The organism is Streptococcus sp. HMSC077F03, from assembly GCF_001812375.1.
Taxonomy (GTDB): domain Bacteria; phylum Bacillota; class Bacilli; order Lactobacillales; family Streptococcaceae; genus Streptococcus; species Streptococcus oralis_S.
In genome coordinates, this window is record NZ_KV808801.1 from 24,119 (window position 1) to 43,455 (window position 19,337).

Sequence of the window (19,337 nt, forward strand, 5' to 3'; positions counted from 1 at the left end):
GTCTTCTTTCTAGTCTTCTTTTCTGATTGATAGTTCATCATAATTACTCGTCCTAAATGAACGGATAGACAGCTTGATATAATGGCAACTGCCTCTCTATTAATCATAATCAAATATCAATAGAATGCAAGGAAAAAGTCTTATCCTTGAGAACTATTGAACATAGTGAGAAGTCTGGAACTTTCATCCCAGACTTTTCCTATTTATTTCTTTTTATTGTTAGCAAGAGCTGCTTTTTGTTGGCGGATGATTTGGTGGTAAACTTGTTGTACCTTGGCTTCGCTTGGTTTTTGACCATTTGCACTCAAGAGAGCACGAACTGCCTCAGCGTTCAAACGTGGGTTGTCCGCAAATTCTTTTTCGATTTGCTTACGAACCAAGTACATCCCTCCAAGAGCTCCCCCTAGAAAAGCTAGCACAATCAAGACAATTGCTAAAAGTAAATCCATTCTTTTTCTCCTGTTTCTTTTTGAGTCTTCTATATTATACCATAAAGTGACTTTCCTGACTAGTTTGTTTTACGCTTTCAAGAGGGGCAATAGGCGACAAAAAAAGGAGCCCTGCATTTCAATGAAAGAGAGCTCCTTGCTGCGTTTAATTTACATAAATAGCCAGTGTTTGATACGGTTTGAGCAGAATTTTTTCTGATACTTCTACATCTTCATAGTTTGAAATCAGAATCTGTCCATTTTGGTAGACCACTGGCAAGTCGATTTCCACTTCTGTGGCATAAAAGTTATTGAGCACCAATAACTTTTCATCCTCATACTGACGTTCAAAGGCATAGACTTGCTTACTATCTTCAAAGGCTGGTTTGTAGCTTCCTTCTGAAATGATCGGCATTTCCTTACGAAGTCGAATCAAGTCTTGGTAGAAGATGAAAATTGGGCCTTGGATGTCATTTTCTACGTTGATATCTTTATAGGATTTACCAGCTTTCAACCATGGAGTGCCTGTTGAAAATCCTGCATTTTCTGAAGCATCCCACTGCATGGGAATGCGTGAATTATCTCGTGACTTGACCTGAATAATCTGGAAGGCTTCTTGCTCACTTTTCCCTTCTTTTAAGAGCATCTGATAAGCATTGATGGACTCGACATCCACATAGTCAGCCATGGAATCATAGTCTGGGTCAATCATTCCGATTTCCTCGCCCATGTAGATATAAGGTGTCCCACGTGACAGGTGAATGCTGGCAGCCAGCATAGTCGCCCCTTCATTGCGGAAATGTTGAATATCGACAAAACGATTCAAAGCTCGTGGTTGGTCGTGATTGTTCCAAAAGAGGGCGCTCCAGCCGTTTTTATCACTCATTTCCTTGCCCCAGCTATGGTAAAGACTTTTCAACTCTTCAAAGTCAAAGGGAGCTAAAGTCCACTTCTGTCCGTCCTTGTAGTCCACCTTGAGATGATGGAAATTAAAGGTCATGGATAATTCTTGACGGTCAGGTGACGAATAGAGGACACAGTTTTCCATGGTGGTCGAGGACATTTCCCCAACTGTCATAAAGCTATCGTCAGATCCAAAAGTAGCTTGGTTCATCATACGCAAATAGTCATGAACAATGGGCTTGTCTGTGTAAGCTGGCTTGCCTTCATTTTCTGGGCAATCCACTAAGACCTCATCCTTGCCGATCAAATTGATCACATCAAATCGGAAACCCTTGACACCCTTGTCCCGCCAGAAGTTGACCACTTTGAACAACTCTTTGCGGACATTGGGATTGCGCCAGTTAAGATCTGCCTGAGTCTCATCAAAGAGGTGGAGATAATATTTCCCTGTCTCCCCGAAAGGTGCCCAAGCAGAGCCACCAAACTTAGAAATCCAGTCTGTCGGTTGATCTTGGATGAAGAAAAAGTCTTGGTAATACTTATCACCGGCCAGGGCTTTCTGAAACCATTCATGCTCGGTCGAACAATGATTGAGCACCATATCTAACATAAAGTCAATCTTGTGCTCTTTACCAACACGCACCATCTCTTCAAAATCAGCCATATCACCAAAAAGGGGATCCACAGCCATATAATCTGAAATATCATAACCATTATCCCGCTGAGGACTTGGATAGAATGGATTGAGCCAGACCATATCCACACCTAGCTTGGCTAAATAGGGGATTTTTTCGATAATCCCACGGAAATCTCCAATGCCATTTCCAGTGGTGTCTTTGTATGATTTTGGATAGATTTGATAGACTACTTTTCTTTTATCAAGTGCCATCTGTTTCTCCTTTTCCGATAAAAGGGAGGAACCTGTGTTCCTTCCCTATTTGTGCTATTTTAATTAGATCCGTGTTGCAAGCATGAGCGGTTGACCAGCTTGAATGATCGTCGGATAAGTTCCAGTGATAGTCGCTGTATAAGCATCTTGGTTGGTGATGATAACAGGAGTTTCTGTTACGAGACCCGCAGCCTTAATGACATCCATATCAAAACGAATCAATTTCTGACCTACTGTGACATGGTCTCCTTGGGCTACAAGACTTTCAAATCCTTTGCCATCAAGACCTACTGTATCCATACCGATGTGGATGAGTAATTCCACTCCCTCATCAGAGACAATACCGATGGCATGCTTGGTAGGGAAAAGAACCGTCACTGTCCCATTGACTGGAGAAGTTAACTCACCTTGGCTTGGTTCAATAACCAAACCTTGTCCCATGACACCTGATGCAAAAACAGGGTCCGTCGCTTGACTCAATTCTTTCACTCGACCAGCAAGTGGGCTGACAATTTCTACTGGAGCATGGGTTACTGGCTCGTGAGTCACAAATTCTGCTTCTTCTTGGGCAACGAATTCTGCCTGCAAGGCTGTATCGTCCTCTGTTTTTGTAAAGAAGCCTGCCTTACGGAAGAAGAAAGTCAAGAGCATTGGTACAACAATAGCAACTAGCATGGTTCCTGCAAACGGCAGCATGTATTGAGGTTGAATAGAGAGGATACCTGGCAAACCACCGATACCAATAGAAGCCGCAGTTACATTGAAAGTAACGGACAACATCCCTGCAAGGGCTGAACCAATCATCCCAGCTACAAATGGATAGATGTATTTGACATTGACCCCAAAGAGGGCTGGTTCTGTAACACCGAGATAGGCTGAAATGGTTGCAGGAAGTGAAATCTGAGCCTCACGCTCATCATGACGATGCATGAAATAATAGGCAAATACGGCTGAACCTTGGGCAATATTAGAAAGAGCAATCATTGGCCAGAGGGCAGTTCCGCCGGCATCCGCAATCAATTGCGTGTCGATGGCATTGGTCATATGATGCAAACCAGTGATGACAAATGGAGCGTAGAGGGCACCAAAAATCGCACCGAAGAGCCATTTAACTGGACCCGTCAAACCTGCCAAGACAACTGCTGAAAGTCCTTGACCAATTGTCCAACCGATTGGTCCCAAAACAGTGTGAGCCAAAATCAAAGCTGGAATCAATGACAAGAAAGGCACAAAAATCATGGAAATGACTTCTGGAATATGCTTGCGCCAGAAAATTTCAAGATAAGACAGACTCAAACCTGCAAGCAAGGCTGGAATAACTTGAGCCTGATAACCAATACGATTAACCGTAAAGTAGCCAAAATTCCATACCCAGTTGGCTGCGATTTCTTCTGTTGAAGTAGACGCTACTGCATAGGCGTTGAGCAACTGTGGTGAAACCAAACAGATTCCGAGAACAATTCCCAAAATTTGGCTGGTTCCCATCTTACGAGAGACAGACCAGGTAATTCCTACTGGCAAGAACTGGAAGATTGCTTCACCAGGCAACCAGAGGAAGTGATTAACCCCTGACCAAAACTGAGAGGATTCTGTGATGGTCTTGCCATCCAACATCGACCAATGAACCCCTTCAAGAACATTACGGAAACCGAGGATCAATCCTCCGACAATCAAGGCTGGAATAATCGGCGTAAAGATTTCTGCTAGAGTGGTCATGACACGTTGGACCAGGTTTTGATTGCTCTTAGCTGCGGACTTGGCTGCTTCTTTGGAGACACCCTCAATACCTGAAACAGCTGTAAAATCATTATAAAAAATCGGCACGTCATTCCCAATAATCACCTGAAATTGACCTGCATTTGTAAAGGTCCCTTTGACGGCTGGAATCGACTCAATAGCCTTGACGTTGGCCTTCTTTTCGTCTCCGAAAACAAAGCGCATCCGCGTCGCACAGTGGGTGACAGCAGTAACATTCTCCTTGCCTCCGATTGCTTGAAGCAGATCTTTGGCTTCTTGTTCAAATTTTCCCATTTGATTCTCCTTATACTTGTCAAAGCAAGCTTGACTTGATAGCCCTATTGTAAACGATACCAAACTTGTATGCAACTTGTTTGCGATAAAAAGAGGATATTTTTGGATATTTTCTAGTACTTGTATGGTAAAATAGATACAAGTATGTATAGAATAAGACTCAAAACTCATTTAAGGAAGCAATATGAAGAAATACCAACAATTATTTAAGCAAATCCAAAAAAACATTCAAAGCGAGACTTACGCTGTCGGAGATTTCCTCCCCAGTGAGCACGACCTCATGAATCAGTATCAGGTGAGCCGCGACACCGTCCGAAAAGCTCTGTCCCTCCTCCAAGAGGAAGGATTGATCAAAAAGATAAGGGGGCAAGGTTCTCAAGTCGTCAAAGAAGAAACGGTCAATTTCCCTGTCTCTAACCTAACCAGCTACCAAGAACTGGTTCAGGAACTTGGACTGCGCTCTAAAACCAACGTCGTCAGTCTGGATAAGATCATTATCGATAAAAAATCCTCACTGATAACCGGTTTTCCAGAGTTTCGGATGGTGTGGAAGGTGGTTCGCCAACGTGTGGTGGATGACCTGGTATCGGTTCTGGATACGGACTATCTGGATATGGAACTGATTCCAAATCTCACTCGCCAAATCGCTGAGCAGTCTATCTACTCGTATATAGAGGACGACCTCAAACTCCTTATTGATTATGCTCAGAAGGAAATCACCATTGACCACACTAGCGATCGAGACAAGATTCTCATGGATATTGGCAAAGACCCTTATGTCGTTTCCATCAAGTCAAAAGTCTATCTCCAAGACGGGCGCCAATTTCAGTTCACCGAAAGTCGCCATAAATTAGAAAAATTTCACTTTGTTGACTTTGCCAAAAGACATCCGAAATAAACACTTACAGTTGGGAATACTCTCAACTGTTTTTAGTAGTAAATAAAGGAGTTAAGAGTTGGAAAAGAGGCACTGCTTGCTACTTATTCTACTATTTTAAGAAAAAACAACAGCAAATATGTATCTTGCTAAAAAGCTCTTGACAAATGCTAAGCGACCATTAGAATGGGAGGTGAGGAGATAAATAGAAACAAATTAAACGAAACTGCTTTATGAAATGTAAGCGGTTTCTAACACACAAAGGAGGGTTTTATGAAAAAACACTTTTGGGACAAATCCTGTCGCTATAGCATCCGCAAGCTGACGGTTGGGACTGCTTCTGTTTTACTGGGGGCTGTTTTTCTAGTCAACCACACTGTAGCCGCAGACAGTGTTGAGGTCAAACAAACTGAACCAACCTCTGTCGAAGCTATCACTAAGCCTGATAGTGAACCCAAAGCAGCTGAAGCGACTGAAACTACAAATCCGTCCCTAGCAGAAAGTCCAGTAGTTTCCGAAAGCAAGCCAGCTGAGGAGACTCAGACGACAAATAGTCAAGCTAGCGAAGAAGCCATTGTAGAAGCTAAAGAAAATAAGGAACCTGAAAGAACAGATCAGCCGGTGACAAAGCAAGAAAACTATCAACTCAACTACGATCAGCCAACAGCTCCCTCCTATGACGGATGGGAAAAGCAAGCCCTCCCTGTCGGAAATGGAGAGATGGGAGCCAAGGTTTTCGGACTCATTGGGGAAGAGAGAATCCAGTACAACGAAAAGACCCTCTGGTCAGGAGGACCACAACCCGATAGCACCGACTATAACGGAGGAAACTACAAGGAGCGCTACAAGGTCTTGGCTGAGATTCGTAAAGCCCTCGAAGCTGGTGACCGCCAAAAAGCAAAACAGCTAGCTGAACAAAATCTGGTTGGACCAAACAACGCCCAGTATGGACGTTACCTAGCCTTTGGTGATATCTTCATGGTCTTTAATAACCAGAAGAAAGGACTAGATACTGTAACTGATTATCATCGTGGGTTGGATATCACAGAAGCCACTACGACCACTTCTTACACCCAAGATGGGACGACTTTCAAACGCGAAACCTTCTCCAGCTATCCTGATGATGTCACTGTAACCCACTTGACCAAAAAAGGAAACAAGAGACTTGACTTTACCCTTTGGAACAGTTTGACAGAAGACTTGCTTGCTAATGGCAACTACTCTTGGGAATATTCCAACTATAAGAATGGTCATGTCACTACAGATGCAAACGGAATCCTTCTAAAGGGAACTGTCAAAGATAACGGCCTCCAATTTGCATCCTATCTAGGAATTAAAACGGACGGAAAGGTGACTGTTCAGGACGAAACTCTGACCGTTACAGGCGCAAGTTATGCAACCCTCTATCTCAGTGCCAAGACTAACTTTGCTCAGAATCCAAAAACCAACTATCGAAAAGACATTGACCTCGAAAAAACAGTTAAAGGGATTGTCGAAGCAGCTAAGTCCAAAGACTACGAGACACTTAAAAAGGCCCATATCAAGGACTATCAAAGTCTCTTTAACCGCGTTAAACTAAATCTAGGCGGAACCAAGACTACTCAAACGACAAAAGAGGCCCTTCAAGGCTATAACCCAGAAAAAGGGCAAAAATTGGAAGAACTCTTCTTCCAATATGGCCGATATCTACTCATCAGTTCGTCTCGTGATCGGACAGATGCTCTTCCTGCCAACCTCCAAGGAGTCTGGAACGCTGTAGACAATCCACCTTGGAACGCTGACTACCACCTCAATGTCAATTTGCAAATGAACTATTGGCCAGCTTACATGAGCAACCTTGCTGAAACTGCCAAGCCAATGATCAATTACATTGATGACATGCGCTATTATGGCCGTATCGCTGCCAAGGAATACGCAGGTATCGAATCCAAAGACGGACAAGAAAATGGTTGGCTGGTCCACACTCAGGCGACACCATTTGGCTGGACTACTCCAGGCTGGAATTACTATTGGGGTTGGTCGCCAGCTGCTAATGCCTGGATGATGCAGAACGTTTATGACTACTACAAATTCACCAAGGATGAGACCTATCTCAAAGAAAAGATCTATCCTATGTTGAAAGAGACTGCCAAGTTCTGGAACTCCTTCTTGCACTATGACCAGGCCAGTGACCGTTGGGTGTCTTCTCCATCCTACTCACCAGAACACGGTACCATCACCATCGGAAATACCTTTGACCAATCGCTAGTCTGGCAGCTATTCCACGACTACATGGAAGTTGCCAACCATCTGAAAGTCGACCAAGACTTAGTCACAGAGGTCAAGGCTAAATTTGACAAACTTAAACCACTTCACATCAATAAAGAGGGACGCATAAAGGAATGGTACGAGGAGGACAGTCCGCAATTCACCAATGAAGGGATTGAAAATCACCACCGCCACGTTTCCCATCTAGTTGGTCTCTTCCCAGGTACGCTCTTTAGCAAGGATCAGGCTGAATACCTAGAGGCTGCGCGTGCTACCCTCAACCACCGTGGAGATGGTGGTACTGGTTGGTCTAAGGCCAATAAAATCAACCTCTGGGCTCGTTTGCTGGACGGTAACCGTGCCCATCGCTTGCTCGCTGAACAGCTTAAGTATTCAACCCTAGAAAACCTTTGGGATACCCACGCGCCTTTCCAAATAGATGGAAACTTTGGGGCAACCAGTGGGATGGCAGAAATGCTCCTCCAATCTCATATAGGCTATATTGCACCATTGCCAGCCCTTCCAGATGCCTGGAAAGACGGTCAAGTTTCTGGCTTGGTTGCTCGAGGAAACTTTGAAGTTAGCATGAAGTGGAAAGATAAAAACCTGCAAAGCTTGTCCTTCCTTTCAAATGTCGGTGGAGACTTGGTTGTAGACTATCCAAATATCGAAGCCAGCCAAATCAAGGTCAATGGCAAACCAGTCAAAGCAACGATTCTCAAAAACAATCGCATCCAACTGGCAACACAAAAAGGTGACGTCATTACCTTTGAACACTTCCCTGGTCGTGTAACCAGTCTGACAGCCGTTCGACAAAATGGAGTCACTGCTGAACTTACCTTTAACCAAGTAGAAGGTGCTACCCACTATGTCATCCAAAGACAAGTGAAAGACGCGTCTGGCCAAGCCTCTGCAACCAGAGAATTTGTAACCAATCAAACCCACTTTATCGACCGATCACTCAATCCTCAACTCGCCTACACCTATACTGTCAAGGCTATGCTGGGCGAGCTTGCCACACAAGTGTCTGAACAGGCCACTGTCGAAACCTATAGCGAGTTGATGGACGACCGAGATAGCCGTATCCAGTACGGAGCTGCCTTTGGAAACTGGGCAGACTCAGAATTATTTGGAGGAACAGAGAAATTTGCTGACCTTTCAAAAGGAGACTACACAGACGAAGATCTCACTGCCACCATTCCTTTCACTGGTGTTGGTATCGAAATCTATGGACTGAAATCGTCTGAATTAGGTCTTGCCACTGCTAAAATTGATGGCAAAGAGGTCGGGGAGCTTGACTTCCATACTGCTGGAGCAACTGAAAAAGGTAGTCTCATCGGTCGCTTCACAGGATTATCTGACGGACCTCACACATTGACTCTTCGTGTTAAACGTGAGCACAAAGGACGTGGTAGTGAGCGCTCGAAAATTTCATTAGACTACTTCAAGATCCTAGCTGGAACAGGCAATACGATTGAAAAAATGGATGATCGTGATTCGCGTATCCAGTATGGTTCTCAGTTTAAAGACTGGTCTGATCCTGAACTCTACGGAGGCACGGAAAAGTACGCTGATATTAACAACAGCGACTCTAGTGCAGCTTCAGAAGCTCAGGCAACTATTTCCTTTACAGGGACGGGCATTCGTATTTATGGCTTGAAGAGCCTTGCCCTTGGACGAGCACGTGTTACACTAGATGGCAAAGAAATGCCAAGTCTAGACTTCTACACTTCAGGTGCAACAGAAAAGAGAGCCTTCATTGGCGAATTTACAAACCTTACTGACGGTCCGCACACCCTGACATTACAAGTTGACCCAGATTCGCCAGAAGGTCGCAAGAAAATCTCTCTAGACTCCTTTGCTATCATCAAAGCTCCTGCTGTTGGTATAGATAGCCCGAGCATCGCGCCTCTTAAGGAAAATGACAAAGAAATTTCCTTAACCCTACCAGCTGGAGACTGGGAAGCCATCGCTGTAACCTTCCCAGGTGTTAAAGATCCTCTAGTTTTGCGTAAGGTGGATGAAACACATCTGGTTACCAGTGGAGATCAGACTATCCTATCAGTCCAAGACAATCAAGTTCAAATCCCAATCCCTGACGAAACCAATCGCAAAGCTGGAAATGCCATTGAAGCTTATGCCATTCAAGGAAATACCACAAGCAGCCCTATCGTAGCCGTCTTTACTAAAAAGGATGAGAAAAAGGTTGATGAGAAGCAACCAACTACAAGCAAGGGAGAGGAACCAGCTCCTACTGTTGACATTCCTGAATATACTGATCCTTTCGGAACGGCAGGGCAAGAGGAACCGCCTACAGTGACAATTCCTGAATACACTGAGCCTATCGGAACTGCGGGAGAACAAGAAGCTCCAACAGTTGAAATTCCTGAATACACCGAACCTATCGGAACAGTAGGGCAAGAAGATGCGCCTACTGTTGAAAAACCTGAGTACACCGAACCGATCGGAACAGCAGGTCAAGAGGAAGCACCTACTGTTGAAAAACCTGAATATACCAAACCTATCGGAACTAGTGGGGATCAGGCCGCTCCAACCCTTAGCCTTCCTGACTATCCAGTTCGAGTCTTAAAAGATAAGGAAACTGGAGTAGAAATTATCGGTGGAGCCAGCGACTTAGAAGGAATTTCTCACGTTTCTAGCCGACGTGTCCTAGCTCAAGAACTCTTTGGCAAGACCTATGATGCATACGATCTACAACTTAAAAATCCAACAGATCATAGCGTACAGCCAAAAGGCTCTGTCTTAGTTCGCTTGCCTATTTCAGCTAGCGTAGAAAATGTTTACTACCTCACTCCAAATAAGGAGTTGCAAGCCCTTGATTTCACCGTTCAAGACGGAAAGGTAGAATTCATCACTAATCATTTCAGTACCTATGCTGTCGTCTATCAAGCTACTGGAACAAGCTCTAACACAGAGGAAAAACCAAGTGCTTCAGATACAGAAACCTTGGCACACGAGGCTGAACAACTTTCAGCTAGTCCGATCCCTGCGAAAACTGGAAATCATTCTCCTAAAGAAGAACTTCCAGCGACAGGAGAAGCGTCCAACCCACTCCTCTTCTTAGCAGGACTCAGCCTAGCCCTTACAGCCACTTTTATGTTAAAAGGAAGAAAGGATGACTCCAACTAACCTTTAAGCACACAAAAATAGGATGAAAATCACCTTCATCCAGTTTTATTTTGTCATCAAAGCTTAGTTTTACAGTAGGTATAAAAAGGCTAAGGTCAAGAGACTTGCTAGAAGCCCAACTCCCCAAAAGAAGAAGTCAACCTTCCACTCACTCCAAGGATTGCCCTTGCCTGAGAATCCTCCAAGCTCGAAATGGTGATGCACAGGTGTCATACGGAAAATACGCTTTCCACCACTAAGTTTGAAGTAGGTAACCTGCATCATAACAGAGCTTGTCTCAAAGACATAGATAATCCCAATCAGTAAAAGGGTCCATTCTTGGTGGAGGGCCATAGAAATCGCTGCTAGCATCCCACCTAGAGCCAAACTTCCCACATCTCCCATGAAAACCTTGGCAGGCTTGTGATTAAAGACGAAGAAACCTAACAAACCACCAATCATGGCAAGAATCACAAGAAGGATATCCAGTTGATTTTGCATATAAGCAATCACACCATAGGCCGATAAGCTAATCACCACTGAAATACTTGCTAAGCCGTCGATCCCATCCGTCAGATTCACCGCATTTGAAAAGCCAACTAGCCAGAAAAGGGCAAAGAAAATATAGAAAATTCCCAGATGAACTTGGTAGCCAAAGACTGAAAGCATGTCGCCACCGCGCTCATAAAAGAGGTAGAAAATCACCCCTCCAAGGAGCTGGAGAGCAAGTTTTTGCTTGGGATTTAAGCCTTCGTTAATCTTACGAAAGACCTTGAGGAAATCATCCAAAAAACCTACCAAACCATACAAAACCAAGATAAACAAAATCATGCCTACATTGTTGGTCAATTGTTGGGTAAAGAGAGCAACCAGAAAGCTCACAACAACTGCAACGATCAGGAAGACAAGACCTCCCATGGTTGGAGTCCCAGCTTTAGCTTGGTGTTGCTTGACATCCTCGTGCATCTGCTGACCTGTAATCTGTGCTTTTCGATAAAATCTGATAAAGGCTGGAATACCTATCAAGGTCAATAGAAAGGTTAGAACTCCAGCACTAATGGAACTAATCATCTTAATCTCCTAAAGTTATTTTCATTTTTTTAATGTCTTTGAGGGCTGTATTGGCACGGACACTTTGTTTTTTGACCGTTTTGCCACTACCTTCCCACTCGACTTCTATATTCAGCCATTTGGCAAATGTTTGCACATTTTCATCTGTCCAGCCGTACATATCAGGCATTTCTTCGACCTTATCTGACAGGATCAAGATCTGCTGATTAGCTTCCAAATTATCTCCTTCAGAAACCGAGAGTTCCTTGATCTTGGTTCCTGTTCCGATAACGATTGGTTGGACAAGGTTACGACGCAATTCCTCTGCGAGGTCACCCGGAGTAAAGTCCTTGGTAGCTGGCATGGCATAACTTGTCGTCTTGCTGACCTGATCCAAGCTCTTGGCAGTTGACTGAAGATTGAGGGATTCTTTCATAGCAGAGGCCCGCTCAAGGATTGGATTAGCAAACTCTCCCAGCTGAACACCCGAATAATGCTCTGGCTGTTGCACCGTCACATAGAGGATAAAGTCAGGATTTTCTGCAGGATGCATCGACACAACAGAGAAGATATAGTTGGTTTCACCTGTAAGGTAACCCCCATTCTTCTCATCGGCAATCTGAGCAGTCCCTGATTTCAGGGCGACATTCTGTCCCGGAACATTGACATTTGGCTTTCCTGTACTGTGGTTGTACATGGTACCGTAGACAGGATCTGTCCCGACCATGACCATGTGCTCCCGAGTAGAGGACGCTGCTGCTTTTGACACAGGATTTCCGACAATTTCCTTTTGAGACTTACGAACAGACTGGTCATTTGGATCATAGAGAGCACTAATAAATTTCGGTTCCAACATAACCCCATCATTAGCAATAGCTGTAAAGGCACGAAGCATCTGGGTCTGGGTAACAGAAATCCCTTGTCCAAATGAACTCATGGCGATATTGACAATGTTATCAGCAGGCAATTGACCTGTGTACTCATCTGCCAGACCAAAACGGGTCGGCACCCCAAACTTAAAGCGGTTAAGGTAGTCCAGCCAGGTTGCATCCCCCATCTTTTGCTCAAGCAAGGTCATCCCGATATTACTTGAGTGGGCAAATCCTTGAGAGAAGGTCATGGTGCCACCACTAGTCAATCCTTCATTGACGTCCCAGTCTCGAATGGTCGCATCTGCTATTTTCAATTCACTGCTGTTAAAGTATTCGCCACCAGGGAAGGTATTGTTATCAATAGCTGAGGCCAACATCATCACCTTCATGGTCGATCCTGGCTCATAGTTACTTTGATAGAGGATATCACGCCAGACAAAGTCTTTTGTGATGCCATCCTTGGTATCGGCATTGAAGGTTGGCCGTTGGGTTGTAGCCAGGATTTCCCCTGTCTTAGCGCTAACCAAGGTAGCTGTCATATACTTGCCTTTTACCTTTTCCTGAAAGGCATCCATCTGGGTTTCCATAAAGGATTGCAAGGGGCTAGAAAGGGTTGTGTAGACATCTTTTCCATCTACCGTTTGTTGGGAAGCTTGATCTGTACCCGGAACAATATTTCCCAGACGATCTTTCTCATAGGTGATGATCCCATCTGTACCCGCCAGAATGTTATTTAAAGAACTCTCTAAACCAGATGTCCCAATCAAACGTTTGGTGCCATCCTCATTTTCATGGAGTTGCGCTAAACCGATAAAGGATGAAGCAAACTGTCCATTGGGATAACTGCGGTTAGGACTAGTTGTAAAGTCAATCCCCTCAACACCAGCGGTTTTTAGGTCATTTTTAATGGCCATCATATTGGCATAGGTAATCCCATTTCCCTTGGTACCAAAAGATACCTGTTTTAGATCTGGTTGAGAAAGCTGTTCTTTGACATAGGACTCTTCCATATCCAGATACTTATGGAAAATTTCAGCTACCTTATTAAATTGAGAATCCTCTACATAGAGAATTTTGCCTGTTGCTGACTTGTAGGTCTTGTCAATAACGGCATAGATATTATACGAAGTCGCATCCTCTGCAATAGGTGTCCCATTTCGATCGTATATAGTCCCTCGTTTTGCAGGAATCGTCTTGGTTGTTTGGTGAACCTTGTTAGCTTCTTGAACCAAGTCCTTACCAAATTTTTTACCCGTTCCGATGATGACCGCAAAGTTGACCAAAAAGACCGCGAAGAGTATGACAGCCAATAAACTCAGGCTTTTCCCTACTCTTCGACGATTTTCTTCTGGAGATTTACGGTTACGAACGGCATAACGGATGATTTTTTCTTTCCACTGTTTCATTTCTTACTCCGCTGCTCGGATATTTTCGTTATTCAGCTGCAAATCCTTGGAGTTTGCAATCTCTTTCAAACGTTCTGAACGAATCAATTCATTGACCTCTTGCTTGGCATCGTCTAGCTCGGTTTTCTTTTCTTCGATTTGAGCATTGACCTTGGTCAATTCATTCTGAACTTGTAGTAGCTTGGTCTGCATAAACACAACGCTAATTGCCAGGATAATCATTGTTGCAGCAATCGAAACATAGAAGGCCTTTTCCACACGTGAAAAACCTTTGAACTTCGTTTGCAATAACTGGCTTGTTTTTTCGATTCTTTCTGCCATGTTTTTCCTCTTACTTGTGAATTTTTCTAGCCACGCGCAACTTGGCTGAATGCGAACGATTGTTGGCTTCTAGCTCTTCGGCACTTGGCAAGATTGGCTTACGGGATACCAATTCCATCTTAGGCTTAAGTTCATCTGGAATGAAGGGCAATCCTTTGGGAACTTCCACTGTTGAAGCTTCTTTAAATAGTTGCTTGGTCAAGCGGTCTTCCAGAGAATGGAAGGTAATGACCGAGATTCTCCCATCTAGAGCCAGCATGTCCATAGCCTGCTGGATGGATTCATCTGCAGCGCCCAGCTCATCATTGACTTCGATTCGGATAGCCTGGAAAATCTGCTTGGCAGGGTGTCCCTTTTTCTTGAGCTCCTTGGCAGGCTTGGCCGACTTGATAATCTCTGCCAACTCCGTCGTCGTCTCAATGGGTTTCACCTCACGCGCTTGCTCAATCTTACGAGCTATCTGTTTAGAAAATTTATCCTCACCATACTTGAAAAAGATCCGAACCAGGTCATGATAGTCATAATGATTGACCACTTCATAGGCCGTCAGACGAGCTTCCTGATTCATCCGCATATCCAGTGGCGCATCCTTTTTATAAGAAAAGCCACGTTCACGCTGATCTAGCTGAGGACTGGACACTCCCAAGTCATAACAAATTCCATCAATTTCCTGGACACCAGCCTCCTGCAATCGTGCCTGCAAATGACGGAAGTTGTCCTTGATAAAGGTTACTATCCCCTTTTCGATATAGGGTGCCAACCGTTTTTGCGCATTGTCAATGGCATTCTGGTCCTGGTCGAAGGCATAGAGATGCCCTTTTTCGCTCAATTTACTTAATAAATATTCGCTATGGCCTGCTCCACCCAAAGTCGCATCAACGTAGATACCGTCAGGTTTTACGTCAAGCATATCAATCGTTTCATGAAGCAAGACCGTTACATGATGAAATTCTTTTGTCATATCCTATCTATTTTACCACAAATCTGACCAGCTTGCACTTGTCAGACAAGGCTAAGTTTCTTCGAAAATAATTCTCAAAAATATGTCATATATACTTGACATCTCATCCCCAAAAGAATATAATGTAGTCAAATATATACGACATATCAGAAAGGAGCCCCTATGAATCGTGTGAAAGAATTCCGCAAGGAACTGGGCATTTCCCAGCTCGAGCTCGCCAAAGATATCGGTGTCTCGAGACAGACCATCAACATGATTGAAAACGACAAGTACAATCCAACCCTGGAACTCTGTCTCAATCTCGCCCGCAGCCTCCAAACTGACCTCAATAGCCTCTTTTGGGAAGACGATTTTTAAAAAAGGAGCAAACAAATGAAAAAAGAAACTCTCACTGACAAACTCATCAAACGCACATACGGCATTTCTGGCCCCCTTGACGAACACAAACGGCGCGAGGCTGATCGTATCGGGAATCAGGTCTTTATCGTTCTCTTTTATCTCATGATATTTGGCAACCTCATCCCCTTTGTCCTTGCTTATAAATACCCACAAATTGTCGCTATCGGCTATCCTCTCGTAGTGTTTGGCATTTCGATGATGGCTGCCCTCTATGTGGTCTCTCAAACCAAAAAAACGGGCATAACAGCTATTGACCCCGAAATGTTAAGCAAGAAAGAAAGTAAACAGCTACATTTTCCTGGTCTAAAAGCTGGTCTGATCTATGGCATGGGCATGTTCTTTGGAATACCGCTTCTGAATGTCCTAACCGATGATAGCAAGGATTATCTTGGTTCTCTTTTAAATACAGGGCATTTTGTATCAACTATCCTAGCTACCCTCTTCTTCGGAGTGGCCATACAAATTATTGTCTCTCTTCGCATTCAAAAGGCCAAGAAAGACCAAGAAGACGACTAGGAGGTACCTTATGAAAGCACTAGCTAGACTACTGATCAGTCATGTTTTTATCAGTATCTTTGTTACCTTTTTCCTACTTTCTGGACATATTGAGCATCCTTTCTTGATTTTCTTTCTTTTATTCCTTCCTGTATTGAACAAGGGACAGAGATCCCAGAAAATCCAATCAAAAAAAATACGTCTTCTAAACGCATCTCTCTGTTTTATCCTCGTATCCTTTCCACAACTTTTAACAAATCCTATGGATTGGAGATACCTGGTATTTCTAATAATCTGTATCATTTTTAGTTTGGTTTACTTCTATACTCTCTATCAACTCTTTAAAGAAGTCAATCAAAAATCGCTCATTTAGAAGGTTACTCCCATGAAAAAAGAAGATTTCACCACTCGCTTACTTAAACTATTCTTTCACATACAAGGCCCTTTTGATGAATGTCGTCAAGAGATGATTTACAAGGCTTGTGCCCGTGCCTTGATCCAAATCGTATACTCCTCCCTCCTACTCTTCTTGTTCTATCTCCTATTTGGACGCTTCATAGAGTTGGTTCGAGATGCCATGCCCTACCTCTATTTTGGACTTATCTTCGTCCTCGCATCTAGGGCGAGACTAGCAGTTCGCGACTTACATTTAGACAAGGATGACCCGTCCGAAATCCATCACAAAAGCTACAGCAAAAGTCAAATCAACCTTCGTAGTTGGGGTGTATTCATCAGTATTCCAATTGGATTGTTTGTCTTATCAGCCTTTCACAAACTCTTTGTGCAGCATCTCCCCCTCAATACCTTTTGGGACAATCTCTCCCAGTTCGATAAAATGCTCCCTTTACTAGTCTTAGGTTTGGGAATTGGTGCCATCTTTGGAACCATGACCTACACCTTTTTATCGGAACACGTTAAAAAATAGAGCAAGATTCGCTAATTTCTCATTTTATAGGCAAAGAATCCCACCTAGTTCGTTCTAGGTGGGATTTCCACTTCAATTCATAGGATATTTTCCAAAATATCTACTGACCCTCGTCACCAATTCTCCCACTGGGTTTCAATCTTGACCTCACCATAGTTGCTTGGCGAGTACTTACTGTCATAAATGGTACACCAGTCTTTTAAGACTTTTTGATTGACGATTTCGTCGTAATAAGAATCCAAGTCTGCCTTGCAGTCATCCCTCCAATGCTTAGTTATTTACCCAAGATTTCACTAGTAAAGATACACACTTGACGTATTTCTTCTATCACTAATATATAAAATCAAAAGATTAACTCTGTAATTAAACTATGAAACGTAACTACTTATCTTTATTCAATACTTTTAGTATTAATCGCTCCATCCTTGAAGAATAAAGATATGATCTTAATGAGTTTCTCATTCTCATTAACCTATATAATAGCTCTAAATCAGTATAAATAGACCAAGATAAGTACAATCGCTCATTTTTTCTCTCCTGTTCTAATTTATCTTTAGTAACATCATCTGGATACGTGCAATAATTTGCTAATTTAGAAGCCATCCCTTTTTGGGTGTAGAATAATTTTTCGATTTCCTTTTCTTCGCTTAATGAATTAAAATCCCTCAAATAGAATTGCCAGATATCAAATCGATTAACCGAGAATATACGTGTAAATTTAATTAATCTATCACTCGTCAATTTAGTAACAATTTCTTCTAATTCACTTAAATTAGCTATATCTAAAAAACTAAATCCCTCAATTCCTTTTGGTCTATAATATCTTTTCTCAGTTAAAGACATATAATTAGGAATTTTCTTTTCTAAAAACATTTCAATAATCGAATCTTGACAATTAATAACATAATCAAAATTTTTAGATATCTGGTAAATATGATGATTGACCCAAATCAACAATTTTTCAAACAGTAAGATAACTTCTTCAAAATATTGACCATTTTCCTTATCAATCACTTTTCTAACATCACGTTTTTGACTATAGAAATAGAAGAAGAAAACTGTCGGTAATATTGTCACTAAAGCCACAATAGCTGGCAAACTCAAAAAGATATCACTAACATTTACTTTTATTTGCAATATACTTATCAAAATTTCTTGAAACTTAGATAAATAATAGGTAATATCTACCCTCAATATTTTCAATGAAAAGCAAGCGGATAAAAATGCCAACAGCATAGGTATACTTATTATAATCTTAAATATGTTAAACATTAGTTTAGTCAATGTGAGTTTAGATATTCCTATCCATACCAAACTTTTTTCGTCACTATCATAAGTTACCCAACCTAATCGCAATAATCGGCTTAGTCTTAGAAAATAATAGTTCAATCTAATTATGTAAAGTGCACAGCTTACTTTTTTCGTTCTTACTGCCAATTCACCCAGTTCTCTCAAATAATAGCGTATAATACTATATAAGTTAAAAATTACTAGGTCATATATTACCAATAATAAAAGTATTTCTAACCAAAATATGAAAGTTAATATAAATAAATTTCCCTGAGAAGCTTTCAAATTAATAGAAATAACCTCACTAACCATAATTTTCCAAAAGAATGGCAGCAGTATTAGTGCTATAAGTAACGAGATATATTTAAATATTTTATTAATCTTCATAATAATTACAGTTTTAGATTTCCCCATTCTATTTTAATATCAACGTGATTTTATTTCACATATAACCACCCAATCATCAATTTCGTTATCATAATAACATTCATACTGTTTCCATAGCTCAAAATTAGTTTCTTCAATAAATTCCTTATCAACAGTGAAATTTACCTATAAGTAAAATCTGTACAACCTATCACCAATTCTCCCACTGGGTTTCAACCTTGACATCGCCATAATTGCTTGGCGAGTACTTGCTGTCATAAATAGAGCACCAGTCTTTTAAAACTTTCTGATTGACGATTTCGTCGAAGTCTTTCTCTAATTCTTCTTTGGAAATATTATTTTTTCTTAAATATTCTCTTACTTTTTCTTCATCATCAATAAATTGACCTGGCTTCCTTGGCTCTTCAAAAATCGCAAGCTCCTTTTTGAGTACTTTCTTTTTTATGTTATAGTGCACCGAATACCATAGGGTAATATTCGAATCAGTCTTTCTTTCAAAAAGAATCAACACCCCCTTTATCCCTTCTCCAAAATTAAGGTTAATGGTTATGTCACTATATCCTTTGGGCAGAGTTTCATACTTTCCAAAAGGAGTATAGGATATATTGGGGTCATCACTTGGCCAACCGGCCCTGATTTTAAACCCATCTATGTTTCTTAAAATATTATTTGACCGATAAGTCTCCTCCGTTTCTTGGTAGATTTCATCAAAAATATTTTTAGGTTG

15 protein-coding genes and 1 pseudogene are annotated in these 19,337 nt (G+C 42.1%); 6 read left to right on the forward strand and 10 right to left on the reverse strand.

From position 1 onward, the window contains the following. Nucleotides 1–203 precede the first annotated feature (203 nt). From HMPREF2853_RS09290 to treP, 3 genes are all read right to left on the reverse strand, one after another. The gene (locus HMPREF2853_RS09290) at nt 204–449 is read right to left on the reverse strand and encodes a YneF family protein (RefSeq protein ID WP_000364986.1); all 246 of its coding nucleotides are present in this window, start codon (nt 447–449) and stop codon (nt 204–206) included. Nucleotides 450–594: 145 nt separating this feature from the next. After that, nucleotides 595–2,220 carry an alpha,alpha-phosphotrehalase gene (treC, locus tag HMPREF2853_RS09295; RefSeq protein WP_070536043.1) on the reverse strand — a complete coding sequence of 542 codons (1,626 nt, stop codon included), beginning with the start codon at nt 2,218–2,220 and terminating at the stop codon, nt 595–597. A gap of 63 nt (nt 2,221–2,283) precedes the next feature. Further along, nucleotides 2,284–4,251 (reverse strand): PTS system trehalose-specific EIIBC component, encoded by a 1,968-nt coding sequence (gene treP, locus HMPREF2853_RS09300; protein ID WP_070536047.1) that lies wholly within the window; start codon nt 4,249–4,251, stop codon nt 2,284–2,286. Nucleotides 4,252–4,435: 184 nt separating this feature from the next. Between treP and treR the strand changes: the two genes are divergently transcribed. Beyond that, the gene (gene treR / locus HMPREF2853_RS09305; RefSeq protein ID WP_070536051.1) at nt 4,436–5,149 is read left to right on the forward strand and encodes a trehalose operon repressor; all 714 of its coding nucleotides are present in this window, start codon (nt 4,436–4,438) and stop codon (nt 5,147–5,149) included. Nucleotides 5,150–5,401: 252 nt separating this feature from the next. Then, nucleotides 5,402–10,525, forward strand: a complete 5,124-nt coding sequence (locus HMPREF2853_RS09855) for an SIALI-17 repeat-containing surface protein (RefSeq protein WP_083306915.1) — start codon at nt 5,402–5,404, stop codon at nt 10,523–10,525. A gap of 69 nt (nt 10,526–10,594) precedes the next feature. Here the strand turns inward: HMPREF2853_RS09855 and mraY are convergent, their stop codons facing one another. From mraY to rsmH, 4 genes are read right to left on the reverse strand one after another with little or no spacing between them, the layout of a single operon-like run. Beyond that, complete coding sequence (mraY, locus tag HMPREF2853_RS09315) at nt 10,595–11,575, reverse strand: phospho-N-acetylmuramoyl-pentapeptide-transferase (protein ID WP_070536055.1); 981 nt, start codon at nt 11,573–11,575, stop codon at nt 10,595–10,597. A 1-nt stretch (nt 11,576) separates the two neighbouring features. Further along, entirely contained in the window at nt 11,577–13,832 is a 2,256-nt protein-coding gene (gene pbp2X / locus HMPREF2853_RS09320) for a penicillin-binding protein PBP2X (protein WP_070536060.1), read from the reverse strand. Between the two features lie 3 nt (nt 13,833–13,835). Then, the gene (ftsL, locus tag HMPREF2853_RS09325; protein ID WP_000840795.1) at nt 13,836–14,153 is read right to left on the reverse strand and encodes a cell division protein FtsL; all 318 of its coding nucleotides are present in this window, start codon (nt 14,151–14,153) and stop codon (nt 13,836–13,838) included. A gap of 10 nt (nt 14,154–14,163) precedes the next feature. Beyond that, a complete protein-coding gene (gene rsmH, locus HMPREF2853_RS09330; RefSeq protein ID WP_000159380.1) occupies nt 14,164–15,114 on the reverse strand; it encodes a 16S rRNA (cytosine(1402)-N(4))-methyltransferase RsmH in 951 nt (316 codons plus the stop codon). 162 nt (nt 15,115–15,276) lie between these two features. Between rsmH and HMPREF2853_RS09335 the strand changes: the two genes are divergently transcribed. From HMPREF2853_RS09335 to HMPREF2853_RS09350, 4 genes are read left to right on the forward strand one after another with little or no spacing between them, the layout of a single operon-like run. After that, nucleotides 15,277–15,471 carry a helix-turn-helix transcriptional regulator gene (locus HMPREF2853_RS09335; protein WP_001082470.1) on the forward strand — a complete coding sequence of 65 codons (195 nt, stop codon included), beginning with the start codon at nt 15,277–15,279 and terminating at the stop codon, nt 15,469–15,471. A gap of 15 nt (nt 15,472–15,486) precedes the next feature. Beyond that, nucleotides 15,487–16,029 carry a DUF3278 domain-containing protein gene (locus HMPREF2853_RS09340; RefSeq protein ID WP_070536063.1) on the forward strand — a complete coding sequence of 181 codons (543 nt, stop codon included), beginning with the start codon at nt 15,487–15,489 and terminating at the stop codon, nt 16,027–16,029. A 10-nt stretch (nt 16,030–16,039) separates the two neighbouring features. Further along, nucleotides 16,040–16,381 (forward strand): hypothetical protein, encoded by a 342-nt coding sequence (locus tag HMPREF2853_RS10145; RefSeq protein WP_070536069.1) that lies wholly within the window; start codon nt 16,040–16,042, stop codon nt 16,379–16,381. Nucleotides 16,382–16,393: 12 nt separating this feature from the next. After that, nucleotides 16,394–16,933, forward strand: coding sequence for a DUF3278 domain-containing protein (locus HMPREF2853_RS09350; protein ID WP_070536074.1), 540 nt, complete (start codon nt 16,394–16,396; stop codon nt 16,931–16,933). 113 nt (nt 16,934–17,046) lie between these two features. Here HMPREF2853_RS09350 and HMPREF2853_RS09945 read toward each other — a convergent pair. From HMPREF2853_RS09945 to HMPREF2853_RS09360, 3 genes and pseudogenes are all read right to left on the reverse strand, one after another. Beyond that, nucleotides 17,047–17,178 (reverse strand): annotated as a pseudogene (locus HMPREF2853_RS09945) (TipC family immunity protein); the annotation flags it as partial. Between the two features lie 136 nt (nt 17,179–17,314). Beyond that, nucleotides 17,315–18,637: a hypothetical protein gene (locus HMPREF2853_RS09355; protein ID WP_083306916.1), complete on the reverse strand. Its 1,323-nt coding sequence runs from the start codon at nt 18,635–18,637 to the stop codon at nt 17,315–17,317. A 163-nt stretch (nt 18,638–18,800) separates the two neighbouring features. Beyond that, a partial coding sequence (locus tag HMPREF2853_RS09360) for a TipC family immunity protein (RefSeq protein ID WP_070536081.1) occupies nt 18,801–19,337 on the reverse strand: 537 nt, incomplete at its 5' end.

Excerpts from the sequence above, each read along its gene's own strand:
- HMPREF2853_RS09355 (WP_083306916.1), bottom strand. The coding sequence starts at position 18,637 with ATGGGGAAATCTAAAACTGTAATTATTATGAAGATTAATAAAATATTT.
- HMPREF2853_RS10145 (WP_070536069.1), top strand. The coding sequence starts at position 16,040 with ATGAAAGCACTAGCTAGACTACTGATCAGTCATGTTTTTATCAGTATC.
- HMPREF2853_RS09340 (WP_070536063.1), top strand. The coding sequence starts at position 15,487 with ATGAAAAAAGAAACTCTCACTGACAAACTCATCAAACGCACATACGGC.
- mraY (WP_070536055.1), bottom strand. The coding sequence starts at position 11,575 with ATGATTAGTTCCATTAGTGCTGGAGTTCTAACCTTTCTATTGACCTTG.
- HMPREF2853_RS09855 (WP_083306915.1), top strand. The coding sequence starts at position 5,402 with ATGAAAAAACACTTTTGGGACAAATCCTGTCGCTATAGCATCCGCAAG.
- pbp2X (WP_070536060.1), bottom strand. The coding sequence starts at position 13,832 with ATGAAACAGTGGAAAGAAAAAATCATCCGTTATGCCGTTCGTAACCGT.
- treP (WP_070536047.1), bottom strand. The coding sequence starts at position 4,251 with ATGGGAAAATTTGAACAAGAAGCCAAAGATCTGCTTCAAGCAATCGGA.
- treC (WP_070536043.1), bottom strand. The coding sequence starts at position 2,220 with ATGGCACTTGATAAAAGAAAAGTAGTCTATCAAATCTATCCAAAATCA.
- ftsL (WP_000840795.1), bottom strand. The coding sequence starts at position 14,153 with ATGGCAGAAAGAATCGAAAAAACAAGCCAGTTATTGCAAACGAAGTTC.
- HMPREF2853_RS09290 (WP_000364986.1), bottom strand. The coding sequence starts at position 449 with ATGGATTTACTTTTAGCAATTGTCTTGATTGTGCTAGCTTTTCTAGGG.
- HMPREF2853_RS09335 (WP_001082470.1), top strand. The coding sequence starts at position 15,277 with ATGAATCGTGTGAAAGAATTCCGCAAGGAACTGGGCATTTCCCAGCTC.
- HMPREF2853_RS09350 (WP_070536074.1), top strand. The coding sequence starts at position 16,394 with ATGAAAAAAGAAGATTTCACCACTCGCTTACTTAAACTATTCTTTCAC.
- treR (WP_070536051.1), top strand. The coding sequence starts at position 4,436 with ATGAAGAAATACCAACAATTATTTAAGCAAATCCAAAAAAACATTCAA.
- rsmH (WP_000159380.1), bottom strand. The coding sequence starts at position 15,114 with ATGACAAAAGAATTTCATCATGTAACGGTCTTGCTTCATGAAACGATT.